At 60.3% G+C, this 20,121-nt stretch carries 16 protein-coding genes; 4 read left to right on the forward strand and 12 right to left on the reverse strand.

The window, feature by feature from the left end; genetic code table 11:
- Nucleotides 1-65: 65 nt before the first annotated feature.
- The 6 genes from msbA to AAE484_RS05555 form a co-directional block, all read right to left on the reverse strand.
- Nucleotides 66-1,847: a lipid A export permease/ATP-binding protein MsbA gene (gene msbA, locus AAE484_RS05530; protein WP_341937347.1), complete on the reverse strand. Its 1,782-nt coding sequence runs from the start codon at nt 1,845-1,847 to the stop codon at nt 66-68.
- The gene (locus tag AAE484_RS05535; protein WP_341937348.1) at nt 1,837-2,715 is read right to left on the reverse strand and encodes a glycosyltransferase family 2 protein; all 879 of its coding nucleotides are present in this window, start codon (nt 2,713-2,715) and stop codon (nt 1,837-1,839) included. Before AAE484_RS05535 ends, msbA begins: the two co-directional genes overlap by 11 nt.
- 1 nt (nt 2,716) lies before the next feature.
- The gene (locus tag AAE484_RS05540; RefSeq protein WP_341937349.1) at nt 2,717-3,985 is read right to left on the reverse strand and encodes an O-antigen ligase family protein; all 1,269 of its coding nucleotides are present in this window, start codon (nt 3,983-3,985) and stop codon (nt 2,717-2,719) included.
- Between the two features lie 57 nt (nt 3,986-4,042).
- Nucleotides 4,043-4,972, reverse strand: coding sequence for a branched-chain amino acid transaminase (locus AAE484_RS05545; RefSeq protein ID WP_341937350.1), 930 nt, complete (start codon nt 4,970-4,972; stop codon nt 4,043-4,045).
- Between the two features lie 47 nt (nt 4,973-5,019).
- Nucleotides 5,020-7,965, reverse strand: coding sequence for a bifunctional [glutamate--ammonia ligase]-adenylyl-L-tyrosine phosphorylase/[glutamate--ammonia-ligase] adenylyltransferase (glnE, locus tag AAE484_RS05550; protein WP_341937351.1), 2,946 nt, complete (start codon nt 7,963-7,965; stop codon nt 5,020-5,022).
- Nucleotides 7,966-8,151: 186 nt separating this feature from the next.
- Nucleotides 8,152-9,930, reverse strand: a complete 1,779-nt coding sequence (locus AAE484_RS05555) for a GspE/PulE family protein (protein WP_341937352.1) — start codon at nt 9,928-9,930, stop codon at nt 8,152-8,154.
- 198 nt (nt 9,931-10,128) lie between these two features.
- Between AAE484_RS05555 and AAE484_RS05560 the strand changes: the two genes are divergently transcribed.
- From AAE484_RS05560 to argA, 4 genes are all read left to right on the forward strand, one after another.
- Nucleotides 10,129-10,809 carry a TIGR00153 family protein gene (locus AAE484_RS05560; protein ID WP_341937353.1) on the forward strand — a complete coding sequence of 227 codons (681 nt, stop codon included), beginning with the start codon at nt 10,129-10,131 and terminating at the stop codon, nt 10,807-10,809.
- Nucleotides 10,810-10,835: 26 nt separating this feature from the next.
- Entirely contained in the window at nt 10,836-12,110 is a 1,275-nt protein-coding gene (locus AAE484_RS05565; protein WP_341937354.1) for an inorganic phosphate transporter, read from the forward strand.
- A gap of 173 nt (nt 12,111-12,283) precedes the next feature.
- Nucleotides 12,284-13,450: an acetylornithine deacetylase gene (gene argE, locus AAE484_RS05570; RefSeq protein WP_341937355.1), complete on the forward strand. Its 1,167-nt coding sequence runs from the start codon at nt 12,284-12,286 to the stop codon at nt 13,448-13,450.
- 3 nt (nt 13,451-13,453) lie between these two features.
- Nucleotides 13,454-14,767, forward strand: coding sequence for an amino-acid N-acetyltransferase (gene argA, locus AAE484_RS05575; RefSeq protein WP_341937356.1), 1,314 nt, complete (start codon nt 13,454-13,456; stop codon nt 14,765-14,767).
- Nucleotides 14,768-14,863: 96 nt separating this feature from the next.
- On the opposite strand, the gene AAE484_RS05580 is transcribed toward argA, so the two are convergent.
- From AAE484_RS05580 to AAE484_RS05605, 6 genes are all read right to left on the reverse strand, one after another.
- The gene (locus AAE484_RS05580; RefSeq protein ID WP_341937357.1) at nt 14,864-16,324 is read right to left on the reverse strand and encodes a tetratricopeptide repeat protein; all 1,461 of its coding nucleotides are present in this window, start codon (nt 16,322-16,324) and stop codon (nt 14,864-14,866) included.
- A gap of 15 nt (nt 16,325-16,339) precedes the next feature.
- The gene (locus AAE484_RS05585) at nt 16,340-16,894 is read right to left on the reverse strand and encodes an energy transducer TonB (protein WP_341937358.1); all 555 of its coding nucleotides are present in this window, start codon (nt 16,892-16,894) and stop codon (nt 16,340-16,342) included.
- Between the two features lie 75 nt (nt 16,895-16,969).
- Nucleotides 16,970-17,374: an ExbD/TolR family protein gene (locus tag AAE484_RS05590; RefSeq protein ID WP_341937359.1), complete on the reverse strand. Its 405-nt coding sequence runs from the start codon at nt 17,372-17,374 to the stop codon at nt 16,970-16,972.
- 41 nt (nt 17,375-17,415) lie between these two features.
- The gene (locus tag AAE484_RS05595; protein ID WP_341937360.1) at nt 17,416-17,943 is read right to left on the reverse strand and encodes a MotA/TolQ/ExbB proton channel family protein; all 528 of its coding nucleotides are present in this window, start codon (nt 17,941-17,943) and stop codon (nt 17,416-17,418) included.
- 10 nt (nt 17,944-17,953) lie between these two features.
- Nucleotides 17,954-19,336, reverse strand: coding sequence for a MotA/TolQ/ExbB proton channel family protein (locus AAE484_RS05600; protein ID WP_341937361.1), 1,383 nt, complete (start codon nt 19,334-19,336; stop codon nt 17,954-17,956).
- Nucleotides 19,333-20,115 carry a DUF3450 domain-containing protein gene (locus AAE484_RS05605; protein ID WP_341937362.1) on the reverse strand — a complete coding sequence of 261 codons (783 nt, stop codon included), beginning with the start codon at nt 20,113-20,115 and terminating at the stop codon, nt 19,333-19,335. The genes AAE484_RS05600 and AAE484_RS05605 overlap by 4 nt, the downstream gene beginning before the upstream one ends.
- Between the last annotated feature and the right edge of the window lie 6 nt (nt 20,116-20,121).

The following is a 20,121-nucleotide window of genomic DNA, read 5'->3' on the forward strand; positions in this document are numbered from 1 at the left end:
CGTCCAGTGTCGCTCTGTGCGTCGCGGCTGTTCATTCATCACCACGCACGGTTCCTCACGGCTGTTTATTCGTCACGAAACTGCATGGAATGCAGGCGGGCATATTGCCCGTCCCGGGCCAGCAGCTCGCTGTGGCTGCCCACCTCGAGAATGCGCCCCTCTCCCATGACCACAATCCGGTCGGCCCGTTCGATGGTGGAGAGTCGGTGGGCCACCACAAAGGTGGTACGCCCCTGCATCACCTGCTCCAGTGCCGCCTGAATGTGCCGCTCGGATTCGGTATCCAGCGCCGAGGTCGCCTCATCGAGCACCAGGATCGGGGCGTCTTTGAGAATCGCCCGGGCAATGGCCAGACGCTGGCGCTGGCCGCCCGACAGCCGGGTACCGCTTTCGCCAATCAGGGTGTCGTACCCCTGGGGTAACTGCTCGATAAACTCATCGGCATGGGCCGCCCTGGCGGCTTCGCGCACGCTGGTCGGATCGGTCACCGACAGCCCGCCGTAGGCAATGTTGCCCTCGACCGAATCATTGAACAGCACCACGTTCTGATTCACCAGCGCCACCTGCTCGCGCAGGTTATCCAGCCGGTAGTCGGTGAGGGGGCGGCCGTCTAGCAGGATGCGACCTTCGCTGGGATCGTAAAAACGCGCCAACAGACTCACCAGCGTGGTCTTGCCGCTGCCGGAGCGGCCCACCAGTGCAATCACCTCCCCGGCCTTCACATCCAGATCAATATCCCGCAGCACCAGTTCATCATCCGGGCTGTAGCGGAAACTCACCTTCTCGAAACGCACATCGCCCTGGGCCCGGGTCACGCGGTATTCGCCGGTATCGCGCTCCGGAGGTTCATCCATCAGCTGGAAAATACTGTCGGCGGCGGCCACGCCCTTCTGGATGGTGGGCACGACCTCACTCAGCTGGCGCAGGGGCTTGAGCACCATGCCGGCGGCAATAAAGTAAGCCACGAACGCCCCGGGGTCATCCAGCTCCATGACCGTCAGCGCCACCAGCAGGAGCAGCCCCATGGACAGCGCCACCAGCATCTGAAGGATGGGGGTATTGAGTGAGGAGGTCAGAACAATTTTCATGTTCTGCAGGTAATTGCGCCAGCTGGCCTGATTGAAGCGTCGCTTCTCGTATTCCTCGCCCCCAAAGCTGCGCATCACCCGATAGCCGTGGATCATTTCCGAGGCCACCTGGGTGATGTCGCCCATGCTGTGCTGCACCTGGGCACTCAGGCGCCGCAGACGTTTGCCCACATAGTTCACCAGTACCGCAATCACCGGGGTCACCAGCAGCAACAGCAGTGTCAGCCGCCAGTCCTTGTATAGCAGATAGCCCATCAGCGCCAGGACGGTGGCGCCCTCCCGCACCAGGGTTTTGAGCGCGTTGGTGGCCGCGGTGGTCACGCCATTGACGTTGTAGGTGATCACCGACATCAGATGCCCGGAGCTGTGCCGGTCAAAGTACTGACCGGGCAGATGCGCCATATGCTCGAACAGTTGCAGGCGCAGGGTGTGCACAATGCGAAAGGAGACCTGGGAGATGAAATAGTTGCCCAGAAAGGCGCCCAGACTGCGTACCAGAACAATGCCGATGATGATGGCCGAGGGAATATAGGCGGGACCGCGCGCCTCATCGTCGATGAAATTCAGCAGGTATTCCATGAACTGCGCCATGGCGGGCTGAGAGGCCGAGTAGAGAACAAACCCGACCACACTGATGGCAAACAGGCCCCAATAGGGCTTCAGGTAGGCCAACAGTCGCAGGTACACCGTCAGTGAAGCGGTATCGGTCTGCCGCAAGCGTTCATCCGGGGCGGCGGGCGGCGCGCCTTTATCGCTCATATTCAGGGGCATCCTCCGAAGGGCTGGTCCGGGTGCGGGTGCGTACCCAGAGGTCGGCGTATTTTATGAAGGTTCCATGGGACATCAACAGCGCCAGCAGAAATCCCGGACGACCGTCCAGAAAACCGCCACGCAAAAGGTACATGCGCACAAAGCAGAAGCACCCGTGCCCCACGGCCGAGGCGAGCGAGGCGGTGCGACCGGCCGAGGCGCGCTCCAGCGCCCACTCTTCGGCGTAATGAGCCGACTTCTGCACCTGATGGCGAACACTGTCATACAGGTGGTGCATGAGTACGCCGTCGAGCCGACGCAGCGGCAGTTTTTTCGGGTTGCGCAGGCGCTCGTGCACCCGGGTCTGGTCATATTCGGCCCGCCCGCGGGGGTAGAGGCGCGGCACCCAGTCCGGATGCATACCGGAGTGGCGGATGTGACGACCAAAACACCAACAGAGCCGATTGACTTCCCAGATGGCCGGCCCCTGGCTGACCGCGTGTCGGATGCTGCGCTCCAGGGTGGGCGTGACGCGCTCATCGGCATCAATCATGAAAATCCAGTGGCACTGCGCCAGAGCCTCGGCGCGCTGGCGCTGGATACCAAAGCCCTCCCAGTCGGAGCGCACTTCGACCCGGGCGCCCCGCTCGCGAGCCAGCTCGGCGGTGCCGTCATCGCTGCCACCGTCAAGCACCACAATTTCATCGGCCCAGGACAGACTGTCCAGGCAGGCGTTCAGCTTGTGCACTTCATTTTTGACGATGAGCACAGCCGAGATCCGGTCGCGGGAGGACTCCGAACCGCTCGATGCTTTGCGTGGAGCCTCGGCGACCTTCTGCGCTTCGGCCGTTTTGTGGCCCTGCTCGTCCGTCACCATGTCATGTCTCCCGGGATCCCCGCTCTTCGCGACGCATCAGAGCCCATAGTACCACCAGCGTGAATGCATACACGGTAACACCGCTATTGTGGTTTAGGAATGCCTGGGTCAACCCGAACATGGCCGTGGCCACTACCAGTGTCACCCCGGCCAGGGCATAGGATTTATGCTCCTGCGAGCCCGCCTGAAGCCGGCGGGCGAACACCGAGAGCGGCACCAGATAGATCAGAATCACCCCCAGGGTCCCCAACAGACCACGCTTGACCTGAACATCCAGCAGATCGTTGTGCAGGTGATCAAACTGCCCGATCAGGCGGCGCGTTCTGGGGTGACTGACGCGCTCCTGCAACGGGCGCAGGTAGTCGGTTTCGCCCCAGCCCAGAAACGGGCGCTCGGCCGCCATATCCAGCCCGCCGCGCCACATGGCCAGGCGCACCCCGACCGACGACTGGGTATGTCCCTCCTGCCAGTAACTGCGAAGCTCGGTGAGTGCCAGACCGAAGCGCTGCTGGATTCCGGTTTGTGGCGTCAGGTAAAGGCCCGCCGACAGGACCGCCAGAATGACCAGGCTCACCGCCAGATAGCGCCGGCGCACCGACCGGCGATAGTGCAGATAAAACAGAACGGCGAGTACCGGCACCGCCAGCCAGCCGCCGCGGGCACCGGAGAAGAGTCCACCCACCAGTCCGCCCAGGGCGCCAAGCAACAACAGCGCCACCCAGAGGCGTGGCCGGGAGCGGCTATTGGCCCAGCCGAGGGCGGCCACGCAGAGGCTGCCGGACAGAAGGCTCAGGTTGCCGAACTGAATGGGGTTCATGTGTCCGCCCACCCGGGGCATGTCGACCGCCAGCTTGCTCCAGGCCGCCCAGAGGCCACCGGCTACGGCCCCAAGAGCGACCCCCGCCCACCAGAAGCCGGCGCGGGGCGGATAGGCCAGCAACAACAGGAGAATCGGCAACGCCAGTAAAAAACGGCTGTACCCCTCGTAGTAACGACTCGATAAACCGTGAACCAGGTTGAGCGCGACATTCACAACGAAAAAGCCCGCCATGAGAATCACCAGGCACCAGTCGTCGCGGGTCAGGTTCAGACCCGGGCGACGCCAGATCAGCACCGCCGAGCAGAAGAACAGAAGCAGAGGACTCAGCGAGTAGCCGCTGGGCACCACCAGACTGATACTGCCTCCAATGAGCAGTGCCCAGGAGACAAACCTGACAAGGTGGGTACGCGAATGGTTGGCCGCCACCGGCTGGTCGAATGAAGCTCCCATTAACTGACGCAAACTCCCCGCAAATCGACGGGCCGGGGCCACAGGCCCCGGCACCGGCTAGTCGTAGACCGGCGCCAGCCAGTCGCTATGATTGGGCAATTTGCCTTTGACTGCATCGAAATAGAGCGATTGCAGACGGGTGGTCATGGGGCCACGCTTACCCTCGCCGATCACCCGGCCATCGAGTTCGCGAATGGGCAGCACTTCGGCCGCGGTACCGGTAAAGAAGGCCTCATCGGCGACATAGACTTCATCGCGGGTAATGCGCTTTTCCCGGACTTCGTAGCCGCAGTCGGCCGCCAGTTGGTAGATGGTGTTGCGGGTAATGCCGTCCAGGCAGGAGGTCAGCTCCGGGGTGTAGATGATCCCGTCGCGGATGATGAACACATTCTCACCGCTGCCTTCGGCCACGTAGCCTTCGTTGTCCAGCAACAGCGCTTCCTCGCAGCCACTGTCCAGCGCTTCGCGCAGGGCCAGCATGGAGTTGATGTAGTTGCCGTTGGCTTTGGCCTTGCACATGGTGATGTTCACATGATGGCGTGTGTAGCTTGAGGTGCGCACCTTGATTCCCATGTCCCGCGCTTCCGGTGACATGTAGGACGGCCAGTGCCAGGCGGCGATCATCACGTGCACCTTGAGGTTGTCCGCGCGCAGCCCCATCCCCTCGGAGCCCAGAAAGGCCATGGGGCGCAGGTAGCTTTCCTGCAGCTTGTTTTCACGCACGACCAGCTTCTGGGCCGCGTTCAGTTCATCCTTGGAAAACGGCAGATCCATACGCATGATGTGGGCGGAGCGGAACAGGCGATCGGTATGCTCCTTGAGCCGGAAAATACAGGTACCGCGCTCGCTGCTTTCATAGGCACGCACGCCTTCGAACACACCCATGCCGTAGTGCAGTGTGTGGGTCAAAACATGGACCTTGGCATCGCGCCAGGGCACCAGTTCGCCATCCAGCCAGATAACGCCGTCGCGATCGGCAAATGACATAGCCAACTCCTAAAAAAGTGAATGCAGCGGCTGACGCTGAACCCCGGTCATTGAGGGGATTCGATCAGTTGCCGCCACAGGCCGGTAACTCGGTTACGTTCGTCGACGAAAAGCTCTTCGCCCTCTAAGACTGCCTCCTGGCGCTGTAACGCGAGGCGGTGGCCGGTCGATCGGTAGGTCTTGTAGACTTCGATCAGCTGAGCGACGGATTCGGCGCTCAATCGGCCGGACTGTTCCAGTGCACCGAGTATGCGGATGTTGTCGGTATACTCGGTCAGCGCGGGCTCTTGCTCGGCCCAGGCTAAAACGGCGTATTGAACCATAAATTCAATATCAACGATACCTCCCGCATCCTGCTTCAGGTTAAATACCTCGCCCTTCTCGGAGGACTTGCTCTGGCTGCCCAGATGCTCGCGCATCTTCTCGCGCATTTTGAGCACTTCCTCGCGCAGAGGTTCCGCGTCCCGGTGCTGGCACAACACCTCGCGCCGCACACGATTGAAATCCCGGGCCAGCTGATCGTGCCCCGCGACCACCCGCGCACGTACCAGCGCCTGATGCTCCCAGGTCCAGGCATCGTTGAGCTGGTATTTTTCAAACGCCGCCAGAGAGTTGGCCAGCATCCCCGCTTCGCCGTTGGGGCGCAGGCGCATGTCCACCTCATAGAGTTTGCCCGAGGGCATCCGACTGTTGAGGATGTGAATGATGCGCTGCCCCAGACGGGTGTAAAACAGGGTGTTATCCAGGGGCTTTTCGCCGTCGGTGCGCCCCTCGGGATCGGCGTCATAGACAAACACCAGATCCAGATCCGAGCCGTGACTGAGCTCGATGCCGCCGAGTTTGCCGTAGCCGACGATAATGAAGTTGGGCGCCTGCTCGGGCTCGCCATCGGCACCGGTGGGTCGACCGTGGCGCAGGACCAGCTGCTCCCAGGCCAGCTGCAGCACATGCTCCAGAATCACCTCGGCAATATGCGTGAGATAGTCACTCACCTTCATCAGCGGCAGGGCACCGGTCACCTCACTCGCTGCCACGCGCAGGGCGTGAGCCGAGCGGAAGTACCGCAGCGTGTCCATGTGCCCTTCCAGATCGTCCCAGGGCAGGCGCAGCACATCGCGGCGCAGCTCATCGCGCAGCTCGTCGATATCGGGCGGTGCGTAGAGGCTTTCGGGGGTCAGCAGCTCATCCAGCAGCGCCGGGAAGCGGGCCAGCTCGTCGGCAATCCAGGGACTGGCCGCGCACAAGCGCACCAGTTGCTGCATTGCCACCGGGTTTTCCACCATCAGCACCAGATAGGCACTGCGACGGGCCACCGACTCCACCAGCGGCTCGATGCGCGCCAGCGCTTCGCCGTCGGCCTCATTCTCCGCCAGCATGGCCAGAAGGCGCGGCATGAAGGCATCCAGGCGATCGCGACTGCTCGCCTGCATCGACATTACCTGTCGGTTCTCGCGTACCGACTTGACCAGCGACAGGACCCGGTCGGCATCCTGTTTAAAACCCTGCTGCGCGAGCCATTTACCCGCTTCGTCGCCCTCCAGACTGCCCTCCCAGAGCGCAACCCAGGCTTCCAGCTCCTCGTCGGTGGCTCCCTGATCGGCGTCGGGGTCAGCGATCACGGCTTTGAATTCCGCACTGACCCGCTCCCGATGGGCGTTGAGCTCGGCCTCGAACGCCTCCCAGTCGTCATAACCCAGGACCCAGGCTATGCGCCGACGCCCCTCATCATCCGAGGGCAGCGCCTGGGTCTGGCGGTCCTGATAGCCCTGGATCGCATGCTCGGTATTGCGCAGAAACTCATAGGCACGCAGCAGGGTCTCACCACTGCCCTCGGGCAGAAAGTCCTCCTGCTCCAACAGAGGCAACAGCTCGCACACCTGGCGCTCGCGCAGACGCGGATCCCGGCCGCCGCGAATCAGCTGGAACACCTGCACCACAAACTCGATTTCCCGAATGCCGCCCTCGCCCAGCTTCACGTCCTGGCTCATACCCCGGCGCTGCACCTGACGGCTGATCAGCCCCTTCATCGAGCGCAGGGAATCGATCACGCTGAAATCGATGTACTGGCGATAGGTAAACGGGCGCAGCAGCACCATCAACTCGTCCGCCGCCGCGTCCGCCCCGACACCGCTGGCCGCCACCGGGCGCGCCTTGATCATCGCGTAGCGCTCCCAGTCCCGACCCTGACTCTGGTAGTACTCCTCCATGGCATCGTAGCTCGACACCAGCGCGCCACTGTCGCCGTAGGGCCGCAAGCGCATGTCCACCCGGAACACAAAGCCCTCGGCACTGGGCGCATCCAGGCTCTTGATCAGCCGTTGCCCGAGACGCGTGAAAAACTCCTGATTGTCGAGACTGCGCTTACCACCCTCGGTCTGCCCGGTCTCGGGAAAGGCGAAAATCAGATCGATATCCGAAGAGACATTCAGCTCACGCGCGCCCAGCTTGCCCATTCCCAGAACAATCATGGGTTGCTCAGTGCCCGACTCGCTCCCCATGGGAACGCCCCAGCGGGGCTTCATCTGCTCAAAATGCCAGTCGAGGGTGTACTGGATGGCCGCTTCGGCAAAGCGCGACAACTCATTGGTAATCGTGCGCATATCCGCCAGCCGATTCAGATCGCGCCAGATGATACGCACCATGGCCCGCTGACGCTGACGGCGCAGTTCCAGATCCAGATCGCTATCGCTCTCGCACCCGGCCAGCGCCTCCTTCAGCCCCGAATACTCCAGATCTTCAAGCGGCCGGAACAACTCGCCGGACTCCACCAACTCCAGCAACAACTCCGGCCGCTGAGTGCAGGTTTTGGCAATATAATCACTGGCCGCAAACGCCCGATTGATCTGCTCGGCGAAATCCTCAGGAGTGACATCGTCGGGTAACTGGGATTCAGGACCGCTCAGCTCACTACTCTTCAGGCTTTCAGCAAAGGCATCAAAGCGCTTGCGCGCCGCTTCTTGCAGTGGGGCCGGGACTTGCTTCTCATCAAACATGCTTCACTCTCAATTCTCAGGAAACCGAATATTCTCAGTGGCTACGAACCTTGGGGAGCCGCCTTGGGGTAAGGCCTTCCAAGACACGTGGCAAGTACATCCCTGTAACTCGTCAACACTAGTCCCGCGGTTGACGGTCTTGGAAGGCCTTACCCCAAGGCGGGGCCAGCCGCGAAGTCCTCATAGTCAGCGTTCTCTCTCCGCCGGCGGTGCCACCCGCATCACCTCTTCCATCGTGGTCAACCCCGCCGCCACCTTCTGCGCCCCGGAAAGACGCAACGTACGCATCCCCTCACGCATCGCCTGCCGACGCAACTCCTGCAGACTCGTCTCATTACCCACCTTATCCTTCACCGTCTCCGACAACAGCAGAATCTCATACAACCCCTGCCGCCCAAGATAACCCGTATTGCGACACTCCAGACAACCCACCGGCCGGTAGACCTTCTCCGGCACCGTCACCTTCCAGGGCGCCACCAACTGCTGCCAATCATCGGCCGTGATCTCACCCTCCTCCTTGCAATGGGGGCAGAGCGTGCGCACCAGCCGCTGGGCCATCACCCCGAGCAGCGTGGCATTGATCAGATAGGGCGGAATACCCAGATCCAGCAGACGCGCCACCGTGGCCGGGGCATCATTGGTGTGGACCGTCGACAGCACCAGGTGGCCGGTCAGCGCCGCCTGAACCGCCATCTGGGCCGTCTCCAGATCGCGGATCTCGCCCACCATGATGATATCCGGATCCTGACGCATCAGGGTGCGGATACCGGCGGCAAAATCCAGCCCGATCTTGTGGTGCACCTGAGTCTGATTGAAATGCTCCTCCACCATCTCGATGGGGTCTTCAATCGTACTGACGTTCACCTCCTCGGTCGCGATCTGGCGCAGAGAGGAATAGAGCGTGGTGGTTTTGCCCGACCCGGTGGGGCCGGTGACCAGGACAATGCCATTGGGCCGTTCCAACATGGTGCGCCAGCGCTGGTAGTCGTCGCCCACCAGCCCCAGGTCGGCAAAACTGCGCAGCAGCACATCCGGGTCGAAAATCCGCAACACCAGCTTTTCGCCAAAGGCGGTGGGCAGGGTGGAGAGTCGCAGCTCCACCTCGCTGTCATCACTGCGACGGGTCTTGATCCGGCCATCCTGGGGTTTGCGCTTCTCCGCGATGTTCATCCGCGCCAGCACCTTGAAGCGGCTGGTCACGGCGTTGGCCACGTTGGCCGGCAACTCGTAGACCGGATGCAGAACGCCGTCGATCCGGAACCGCACCCGGCCCACCTCCCGGCGCGGTTCAATGTGAATATCGCTGGCGCGCTGATCGTAGGCGTACTGCAGCAGCCAGTCGACAATCTTGACCACATGCTGGTCGTTGGCTTCCGGGTCCTCGCTGAAACTGCCCAGATCCACCAACTGCTCAAAATTGCCCGCGCCACTGGCGCCCGGCCCACCACTGGCCCGGTTGACCGAGCGCGCCAGGGTGTAGAACTCCACCATGTGGCGCTCGATGTCGGCCGGATTGGCGATCACCCGGCGCACACTGCGCCGCGCCACGTGCTCAAGCTGGGGCTCCCAGCCGGTAATAAAGGGCTGGGTACAGGCCACCACCACCTGCTCCGGGGTGACATCCACACACAGGATGCCGTGGCGCCGGGCAAAAGCGTAGGACATCACCTCGGTCACCTTGGGCACGTCGATCTTGAGCGGATCGATGTGAAACACCGGCATGCCGGCCTTCTCCGCCAGCCAGCCGGTGAGGGTATCACCGTCGAGCACCTTGCCCGGGCGTGCGCGATCCTCCAGGGACTGGGAGGCAATGTAGGCCAACGGGTGCATCATGGCCTGCTCGCGGGTGCGCGCCGCTCCCAGCAGGGTATTGGCATCCTCCTGCGCGAGGCGCCCGTCAGCCACCAGGTCGTCCACCAGACGGCGCAGATCCAGAGTATGCTGAGCGGTGACCGTGTGCGACATAGAGAGAGTTCCGGGCTGAAAAGTGTCCGTCCGATTGTAGCCTGTCTTGGGACCCGACAACACCACAGAGCCGCCCCAAACATGGATTGGCCAGCCGACGCCAGAGGCTTTTGTCACAAAAATGTCATTTAAAGGGGTGACCCGTGGCCCCGAACTTTTTATACTGCCCGCACTTTTTGCAAAGGGGACTCTTTCATCATGGCTATCAGCAACCCTTTTTCCAACCTTTTTGGGCGCTCGCCCATCAAGCCCATGCAGGAGCATATGGCGGTAGCGGTCAAGGCCGCGGCCGAGCTGGAGAGCTTCTTCGACCGGGTCATCGCCGATGACTGGGACCAGGCCGAGGCGGTGCAGAAGCGCATTACCGACCTCGAGCACGAAGCCGATGCCCTGAAAAAGCAGCTGCGCCTGCACCTGCCCAAGAGCCTGTTCCTGCCGGTACCACGCACAGATCTGCTGGAGCTGTTGAGCCAGCAGGACAAGATCGCCAACTGCGCCAAAGATATTGCCGGCATCATGCTCGGGCGCAAGATGACCATACCGCCCAGTATGCAGGAGAAGACCGTCGCCTACGTCAACGCGGCGGTCAAGGCCTCGGACCAGGCACTGGTGGCGATCAATGAGCTGGACGAGCTGCTGGAAACCGGCTTCAGCGGCCACGAACTGTCCATTGTGGAGAAGATGATCCAGGAGCTGGACGCCCTGGAGCGCAAAACGGACCAGCTGGAAGTGGATATGCGCGCAACGCTCTTCCACCTGGAAGCGGATCTGCCGCCGGTGGATGTGATGTTTCTGTACCGCGTCATCGACTGGATCGGAGATCTGGCCAACCGTGCACAAGACGTAGGTAGCCGTCTGCAGCTCCTGCTGGCGCGCTAATCAATCAATAAGACTGGGGTAACCTCATGACCGTAATCGCCGAATACGGCCACATACTACTGATCCTCGCCTGCGTCTTTGGCCTTTTTATGGCCTGGGGTGTAGGCGCCAATGACGTCGCCAACGCCATGGGCACCTCCGTGGGGTCCCGGGCCCTGACCATCAAACAGGCCATTCTCGTGGCCATGGTGTTCGAATTTCTGGGCGCTTATCTGGCCGGGGGTTCTGTTACCGCCACGGTGCGCAGCGGCATCATTGACCCGGCATTATTGAGCGACACTCCGGAGCTACTGGTGTTCGGGATGCTCTCGGCACTGCTGGCAGCCGGCACCTGGCTATTGATTGCCAGCATTCTGGGATGGCCGGTATCCACCACTCACTCGATTATTGGTGCGATCATCGGCTTTGCGGCCGTTGGCGTCTCGGTGGATGCCGTAGACTGGGACAAGGTAACCACCATCGTCGCCAGCTGGGTGGTTTCTCCACTGCTCGCCGGGACCGTTTCCTTCTGGCTGTTCCGCTCGGTGCAGAAGCTGATTCTCAATACCGAAGACCCCTTCGGCAACGCCAAGCGTTACATTCCTCTGTATATGTTTGCCGTGGGCTTCCTGATCGCCATGGTTACCCTGCTGAAAGGCCTGAAGCATGTTCTCAAAGAGTCCACTTTCAGCCCCAATTTCTTTGAAAGCGGCCTGATTTCCGCCGTCATCGGCATCGTGGTCGCACTGATTGGCATGCGCATGATGCGCAGCATCAAACAGGACGAGGCGGCGGACGCCATCAATCGGTTTACCAGCGTCGAGCGGGTGTTCGGCATTCTGATGATCTTCACCGCCTGTGCCATGGCCTTCGCCCACGGCTCCAATGACGTTGCCAATGCCGTTGGCCCCCTGGCCGCCGTCGTCAGCGTCATCAGCACCGAATCGGTCAACTCCACCGCCGCAGTCCCGGCTTGGGTGCTATTGCTCGGCGCCGCCGGTATTGTCATCGGCCTGGCCACTTACGGCTGGAAAGTGATTGCCACCATTGGCAAGAAAATCACCGAACTGACGCCTAGCCGTGGTTTCGCTGCCGAGCTGGGCGCGGCCGGCACCGTGGTACTCGCCTCGGGCACCGGCCTGCCGGTTTCCACGACGCAGACCCTGGTAGGTGCCGTGCTGGGTGTGGGCCTGGCACGGGGTATCGGTGCACTGAATCTGCGGGTGGTCGGCACCATTTTCATGTCCTGGGTCATTACCCTACCGGCCGGTGCCGGTTTGGCGATTCTGTTTTTCTTCTTCTTCAAGGGTGTGTTCAGTTAAGCGGACTTACTCCATGCGGTGGGCGCAGCCCACCCTACCGCTCCTGAGTAGCGGGCGGAGCTCACCCTACCCTCAGAATGGGTAGGGTGGGCTCTTCCCACCAACGCTCCCGCCCTACCGCAGGCCCCCTTCCTGTATTACACTGCCAACACACTTTCTGACTCTGGCCGTGTATGACTTTCGATCTCAACCGTTACCGCGAACAACTGCAGCAACTGGTGGCGCAGCCTTCTGTCAGCTGTGCGGCGCCCGACTGGGACATGAGCAACCTTCCGGTTATCGAGCTGATCGCGAGCTGGCTCGAGGCACGCGGGTTTACCGCCGAGATTCTGCCTCTGGCCGACCGCCCCGGCAAAGCCAACCTGATCGCCACGCTGGGTTCAGGCCCGGGTGGGCTGGTGTTCTCCGGCCACACGGACACCGTCCCCTATGACGACAACCGCTGGCAGAGCGACCCTTTCACCCTGACCGAACGCGACGGCAAGCTCTACGGCCTGGGCGCGACGGACATGAAGGGGTTCTTTCCCGCCGTATTGGCCGCCATCGACCGCTTGGCCGGCGAACCACTACAGCAGCCGTTGATTGTGCTGGCGACTGCTGACGAAGAGAGCAGCATGAGCGGCGCCCGGGCGCTGGTTGACCAGGGCCGCCCAAAAGGCCGCTATGCCGTCATTGGGGAGCCCACCGAGCTACGCCCGGTGCGCATGCACAAAGGCATCATGATGGAGTCCATCCGCGTCAGGGGCGCCAGCGGTCACTCCTCCAACCCCGCGTTGGGGAAAAACGCCCTGGAGACCATGCACGCGGTCATGGGCGAGTTGCTGTCCTATCGCGGAGAGCTCCAGAGTCGCTACCGCAACCCGGGCTTTCTGGTGGACGTGCCCACCCTGAACCTGGGCTGCATCCACGGAGGCGACAACCCCAACCGTATCTGCGCCGAATGTGAGCTGCATTTCGACCTGCGACCCATGCCGGGCATGGACAATGAGGATCTGCGCCAGGCCATTCAACAACGGCTGACGCCGCTGGCGGAAACGAGCGGCACGGACATTGTTTTTTCCACCCTGTTCGAGGGAGTCGACGCCTTTGAGCAGGACAGCGACTCGGATCTGGTGCGCGCCTGCGAAAAACTCACCGGGCACACCGCTGAAAGTGTCGCCTTTGCCACCGAGGCGCCCTTTTTGCAATCGCTCGGCATGGAGACCCTGGTACTGGGGCCCGGCTCCATCAACCAGGCCCACCAGCCGGACGAGTTCATTGCCATTGATCAGCTGGCACCCTCGGTGGATATATTGAGCGGCCTGATACAACGGTTTTGTCTTTCAGCTAACGGGAATTGATTTGTGTCCAGTAACACTCAAGATTATGTGAAGTGGTTTCGCCACTCCTCCCCTTACATCAACGCCCACCGGGGTAAAACATTTGTACTGATGCTGCCCGGCGAGGCCCTGGTGCACCCCAATTTCGGCAACATCATTTATGACATTGCCCTGCTCAGCAGCCTGGGGGTACGCCTGGTGGTGGTTCACGGCGCCCGGCCCCAGATCGATGCGCGCCTGGCTGAAGCGGGCCTCACCAGCCAGTTTCACCGCAACCTCCGGGTGACCGATGCCGACAACCTGACGCGGGTCACCCAGGCCATCGGTCAGGCCCGCATTCAGGTGGAGGCAGCCCTATCCACCGGCGTGCCCAACTCGCCCATGCACGGCGCCCGCATGCAGGTGCTCAGTGGCAATTTTGCGGTGGCCATGCCGCACGGGGTGCTCGATGGTGTGGATTTGCAGCACACGGGCAAGGTGCGGCGGGTGAACACCCGCTCCCTCAATACCGCCCTGGATTCCGGGGCCATCGCCCTGCTCTCGCCACTGGGTTACTCCACCACGGGTGAAGCCTTCAATCTGTCATTCAGCGACGTCGCCAGCCACGTGGCCACTGCTTTGAGGGCTGACAAAATGCTGGCATTCGTGGAGGCCGACGGTATCCGGGACCGTGAAGGGCAGCTGATACGCCAGCTCGCCCTGCAGGAGTGCCGGGAGTACCTTGAGTCCCGTGGCGAGGCGATAGATATTGACCTGAAACAGGCCCTCAATGCCTGCTATCTGACCTGCCTGCAGGGCGTGCCCCGGGCGCAGCTGATGAGCTATGCCACCGACGGTGCGCTCCTGACCGAGCTGTTTACCCGGGACGGACTGGGCACCATGGTGCACTCGGACAGCTACGAGCAGTTGCGGCGGGCTACTATCGACGATGTTGGCGGTATTCTCGAGCTGTTGGCCCCCCTGGAGAACGAGGGCGTGTTGGTGCGCCGCTCACGGGAGCTGCTGGAAACCGAGATTGAACGTTTTCATGTGCTCGAGAAAGACGGAACCATTATCGCCTGCGCGGCGATCTACCCGTTTGAGGACTCGGCGGAGCTGGCCTGCGTAGTGACCCACCCCGACTATCGCAAGGGTGGACGGGCCGCGGCATTGCTGGGGCAGATGGAAACGCTCGCGCGCCGCCAGGGGATCAAACGCCTGTTTGTCCTGACCACCCAGACCGCTCACTGGTTTATTGAGCAGGGGTTTGTCCAGGCGCAATTGACCGAGTTGCCCGTGGCGCGCCAGAGTCTGTACAACTACCAGCGCAACTCCAAGATTTTCATAAAGGCCCTTTAAACAGCCTGCGGGAAATCCGGTTCATCTCCACCCTGGGCAGACACAAAAAAGCCGGCTTTAAGCCGGCTTTTTTGTGAGCGGGATGGATCAGAAACCTTAGGCTCCAGGCAAGACAATACCGTCCTGTTCTGCCCGTTTCCTTTCCTGCTCCTCAATGCGCTCCTGCTCTCTCTCGAGCTCTTTCTCGCGATTCTGCTCCCGCTTGGCGTAATTGATCCACTGCTTCGCGCTATCCGCGCTGCGCTTGTCTTTGGCCGCTTTTTCCAGGGTTTCAATCGCCTGATCGTAATCGCCCATATTCACATAGGCGGTGCCCATGCGCAGATACACCTGGTCACTCCGATCTACCCCTTTATCCAGTGCTTCTTCACCGGCTTCGATGGAGTCATCGTAGCGCTCCTCCAGCATGTAAAGGGCAGACAGGCGGGCAAACAGATCGCCATCGTCAGACTTCTCGGCGGCCTTTTCCATCTCCTCCATCGCCTTGTCGGTTTCCCGTGCGAGGCTCCAGGAGTTTGCCAGCAGCTCCAGATTTTTGGACGTCGGCTCTATGTACTCATCTTCATAGATCCCTTTGTTCAGAATCTTGGCCGCCTTGTAAGGCACTTCCCGGTCGAGAAACATTGACGCCAGGGAGATCAGGATATTCTCTTTATCCAGGCCGTCGAGCATATAGACCAGCTCAAGCGAGTGCAGACGATCGTCATAGCGTTCCAGAAGACTGTAGATGTCCGAAAGCTGGCGCCAGGTCGATACTTTGGGATAGTCCCGCACCATATTTTCCAGCACTTTCGCGGTGTTTACGTAATCTTCTTTCTCGAAGTACAACAGCCGCTGCATGGCGTACCAGTTCTCTTCAGGGGTTTCGCCGTTGGCCTCAGCCTTGCGGACCGCTTCGTTGACGTGAGCCAGTGCTCGTTCCGAGTTACCCATCTGATAGAAAAGCAGTGAAAAGACGTAGTACTGATCAGCATCGATACTGGTTACCATGTCAGTCCAGTTTTCGAACGCTTCTAAAGCCGCCTCGAAGTTCTCTTCCTGCATGTGCAACTTACCCAGCACCTGCCAGGTGGAAGTTTCAAGTCCAGACGGGATCTGAGGACTTTTGGAAACGACCTCTTCAAACGCGGCAATGGTCTGCTCCATGTTGTCCATCTGGAAATGAACATTGGCCAGGAAGTTGTAAATCTGGGCTTGTTCATACGCGTTGTATTCGTCGATCTTGGCTTCCATCTCCCGCAGCAGACGAAGTGCCTCATCCAGATCGGGCTCCGGTGGCTCTGAGCCATCTTCCGGCGCTTCCGGATCGAGGAAGCTCTGTACTTCGGACAGCTCTTCGCTCAACCCCTGACTGACACCGGGCACCCGACGGGCTTCCGGGCGCTCGCTGGCAGGCTGGATCAAGTCCTGTGCCTGCACAACACCCACTGACCAGACGCTCTGCTCGGGCGCGATGCCATTGACCAGAGTGGTGGACACAACGGGCGCGGTGACCAGTGCCGCCGCCAGGACGCTGCGGTTTAGCGTACCGGCAACAAACGCTCTCAAATTATTCACTGTCATAACTCCCACCTAGTCCTCCAACTCAAACACAAAGCGATAGGAGACACCAGCGACCTCGACCGGCTCGCCATCGATAACGCGGGGACGGAACTTGAAGCGCTCCGCCGCCCGGATGGCGGCCCGATTGAAGATGCTGGTTTCGCGCCCATCAGTGTCGACAGCATCGACCACTTCGACATCTTTAGTGGAGCCGTTGCTCGTCACCGTGAACTGCACGGTCACAAAGCCTTCGATACCACGGGACGCGGCCCGACGCGGATACTCGGGAGCCACAGCAACAATCGGCATGTATTCCCCGTCACCGGAGAAGTTACCGCCCGTTCCCATGCCCATGTTCATATCCATGCCCGGTGCGGCCATGTTGAGCGCCGCAGCGTCAACGTCGGGAGAGTCAAACTCGGGCTCCGGCACGTCGGGCGGCTGATTCTCCGGCTGTTCGGGTTTGTTGGGCTTGGCCGCCTCGTACTGAGTCTCGATCTCGGTATCAGGCATCCGAATGTCAGCGATCCGGCGGGTTTCTTGCTGCTCATCCTGACCCAGGTCTTCATTGATCAGTGATTGCATCAAGAAAAGCAGGCCCAAGGTGACAACAACCGAAAGCGCCGTAGCTATACCTACTCTTGCAAAATTCATAGCAGACTAGTTCTCTTCAGTGGAGACAGCGACGTTGGTAATACCCAGATCGCGCGCGGATTCGGTAATGCTGATTACCATCTCCATGTCGGCGCCCTGATCGGCCTGTATTACCACCGTTCCCTTGGGATTTTCGGCCTGTAAGCGTTCAATCTGAGCCTTGACGCCGCGAGGATCCACTTCCTCTTTATCGATCCAGATCTCGTTATTCTCGTTAACGGCTATCAGAATCGCTGCGTTTTCCTTCGGTTCCGCCATGGTCGCTTCAGGTCGAGTGACTTCAATCCCCGTCTCTTTGATGAATGTAGCAGTCACGATGAAGAAGATCAGCATGATGAACACCACATCGAGCATGGGGGTCAAGTCAATGGCCTGGGCTTCTTCTTCGGGTTTCTCATTATTCCTGCTCATGGGAGATCTCTTAAATACCGGTTAATACTTGGATGTCGGCCTTAGTGATCCATGGTCAAGTGATCGGCAAACAGATGATTTTCGCGCTCGGCAATACCCGTCAGGTAGGTGTTGGCGAACAGCCCTGACAGGGCGGCCACCATACCGGCCATTGTGGGAATGGTGGCGCGCGAAACGCCACCTGCCATCTGCTTGGCATCGCCACCACCGGTCATTGCCAGCACGTTGAACACTTCGATCATACCGGTCACGGTACCAAGCAAGCCCAACAGAGGACACAGGCTGACCATGGTCGCGATCATGTCCATGTTGACATTGATCTTTTCCGATACCCGGGAAATTAAGGCCTGGCGTATCTGGTGAGCATTCCAGGATTTGCGCTCACTGCGGCTCTCCCATTGCTCCAGAGCCGCCTGAACGTCACTTTTCAGACCCCCTTTGAAATACCAGAAGCGCTCAAAGATGAGCGTCCACATCACAAAGGTGAGGATGGCGATGAGCACAAGCACACCGCCCCCCTGATCCAAAAAGGCTTTAATGGCTGCGATTGCTTCCATTATTGCCAGCATGGTTTATCTCCTACTTGCGTTCGGCGTTTTCAGCCACAATGCCAGTCGTCTGCTCATCCAGGATGTGGATGATGCGCTTGGCCCGACCGTTCACAATGGTGTGCAGCAGGACGGTCGGAATGGCGACAACCAGACCCAGCACGGTAGTGATCAGCGCGGAGGAGATACCGCCGGCCATGTTTTTCGGATCGCCTGCACCGAAGATGGTGATTGCCTGGAAGGTCAGAATCATACCCACAACGGTACCCAACAGACCCATCAGCGGCGCAACCGCAGCAATGATCTTCAGCAGGTTCAAGCCGCTTTCAATCTTGGGCCGCTCTTTGAGAACCGCTTCTTCGAGCTTCAGCTCCAGAGTCTCGGTATCAACCGACTTGTTCTCTTCAGCCACTTTCAGGACACGGCCCAGGGGGTTGTTGTCGCTGGGTGTGCTGGATTTGAGCTGAGAGGTCACCTTGGCACTGACGGTGCTCAGGTAGATGATGCGCCACAGACCGAGCAGGAAGCCAAAGATACCAACAGCGGTAATGGTATAACCGACTCCGCCGCCCTGGTGCCAACGCTCACCCCAAGTGGGGCTGTCAATCAGAGCGGTCAACAGTGAACCGCCAGTGGGGCCAGTGGGGTCGATACCCACGCGAACCAGTCCCGATTCGGCGTTCTGCAACCGTTCAGCCGAGTCCTGAATGCTGCCAGAGGGCTGACGTGCCAGCTCTTCCATCTTGTTGCCATCGGGGTTGAAAGCCAGGTATTTGCCATTCGACACCAGGTTGTAGGAGCCGATCCGGACAACTTCCTGCTCTTGCTTCGTGCCACCGGGTTTGATCACCTCACCGGTAAACTCGACAATCTTGCCACTCTCGATCATCTGACGCTGCACTTCGTACCACAGACGCTCGATTTCCTCCATGCTGGGCAGGCGAGTGTTGCTGTTCATCTTGTCAATCAGGCCTGTCAGGAAGCCACCGCGGTCGGGGTACTGGGCGCTGACGATCGAGGTATTGATTGTGGAACGCAGGTCACCGGCGGTAGAAGTCAGGTGGCCAAACAGTTCGCGCAGCGAACCCAGACGCTCATTGAGCTGATCGCGCTTGGCGTCAACTTGCAGCTCCTGTTCGTCGTAGGTTGCCTCGAGCTGTTCAGAGCGCTGCTCTTCAGCATCACGGGTGTTGCGCGCCTGCTGGAGAAGCTCTTCGCGACGGTTCTGCTCCTGACGGAACTCGGCTTCACGCTCACGATGTTCCTGAGATTCGTTGACGCGCGACTCGCGCACCATCTCCAGCAACTCCTCGAGAGAGCCGGCTGTATCAGCGTCTTGGGCCATGGCCACATTGGTGCTCAGCAGACCTGCTGCCAGGGCAACCAGAGAGCCCTTCAAAAACGTCATCTTCATTGTGCTGCCTCCGGAGCCTGAATCGCTAGCATCATGATGTCCTGGGCGGCCTGGTCACGCGCAATGCGCAGTCCTTTCAGGATTGAGTTGCGGTAGGAGTCATCCAGCTCAACCCAAGCTTCCTGTTCGGAGTCCCAGGCACCCTGGCGTTCGGTGTCGGTTGTCTGATACATCAGGGAAACACGGCCGACGCGCAGAATGTTGACTTCGCGCTCCTGACCGTCCACTTCCAGGGTATCGCGGTAGGTGTCGAGGAAACGGCCGTATTCGGATTCGATCCGGTAGGCTTCCAGCACCTGGCGGAATTTCTCGGCAACGGAGATATCGGCGCGGTCCTGGTTTTCCTGCAACGTCTGAATGCGCGCCAGGCGCTCATCCAGATGGAAAGGCATGTCCAGTCTTACGAACTGCTCCAGAGCGTCCAGCATTTTCAGCACCAGCGGCTGAATCTGGCGCTCAATGACCGTGACCTGCTCAATGGATTGATCAAGGTCGTTCAATACGCGCAACTGAGCGTCAATCTGCCGCTCGAGCTGGCTGTTGTAGGTGCGCAGACCTTCGATTTCCTTGTTCACAACTTTGAACTGTTGCATCAGGTCTTCGGTTTCCTGCGCCAGGCGGTCGATCCGCCGCTGGGATTCCTGGGCCATAGTGGTTTTGGCCTCTCCCACCTGGAGTATCTGCTCCAGAGTTTCATCTGCCACGGCAACGCTACCCACTAGCGCGCCGGCAGAAAGCACGGTGGACAGGGCCACGGCTTTCATTCGCTGCTTTTTCATATTTCC

Origin of the sequence: Marinimicrobium sp. C2-29 (assembly GCF_038419845.1) — a bacterium.
GTDB lineage: Bacteria > Pseudomonadota > Gammaproteobacteria > Pseudomonadales > Cellvibrionaceae > Marinimicrobium.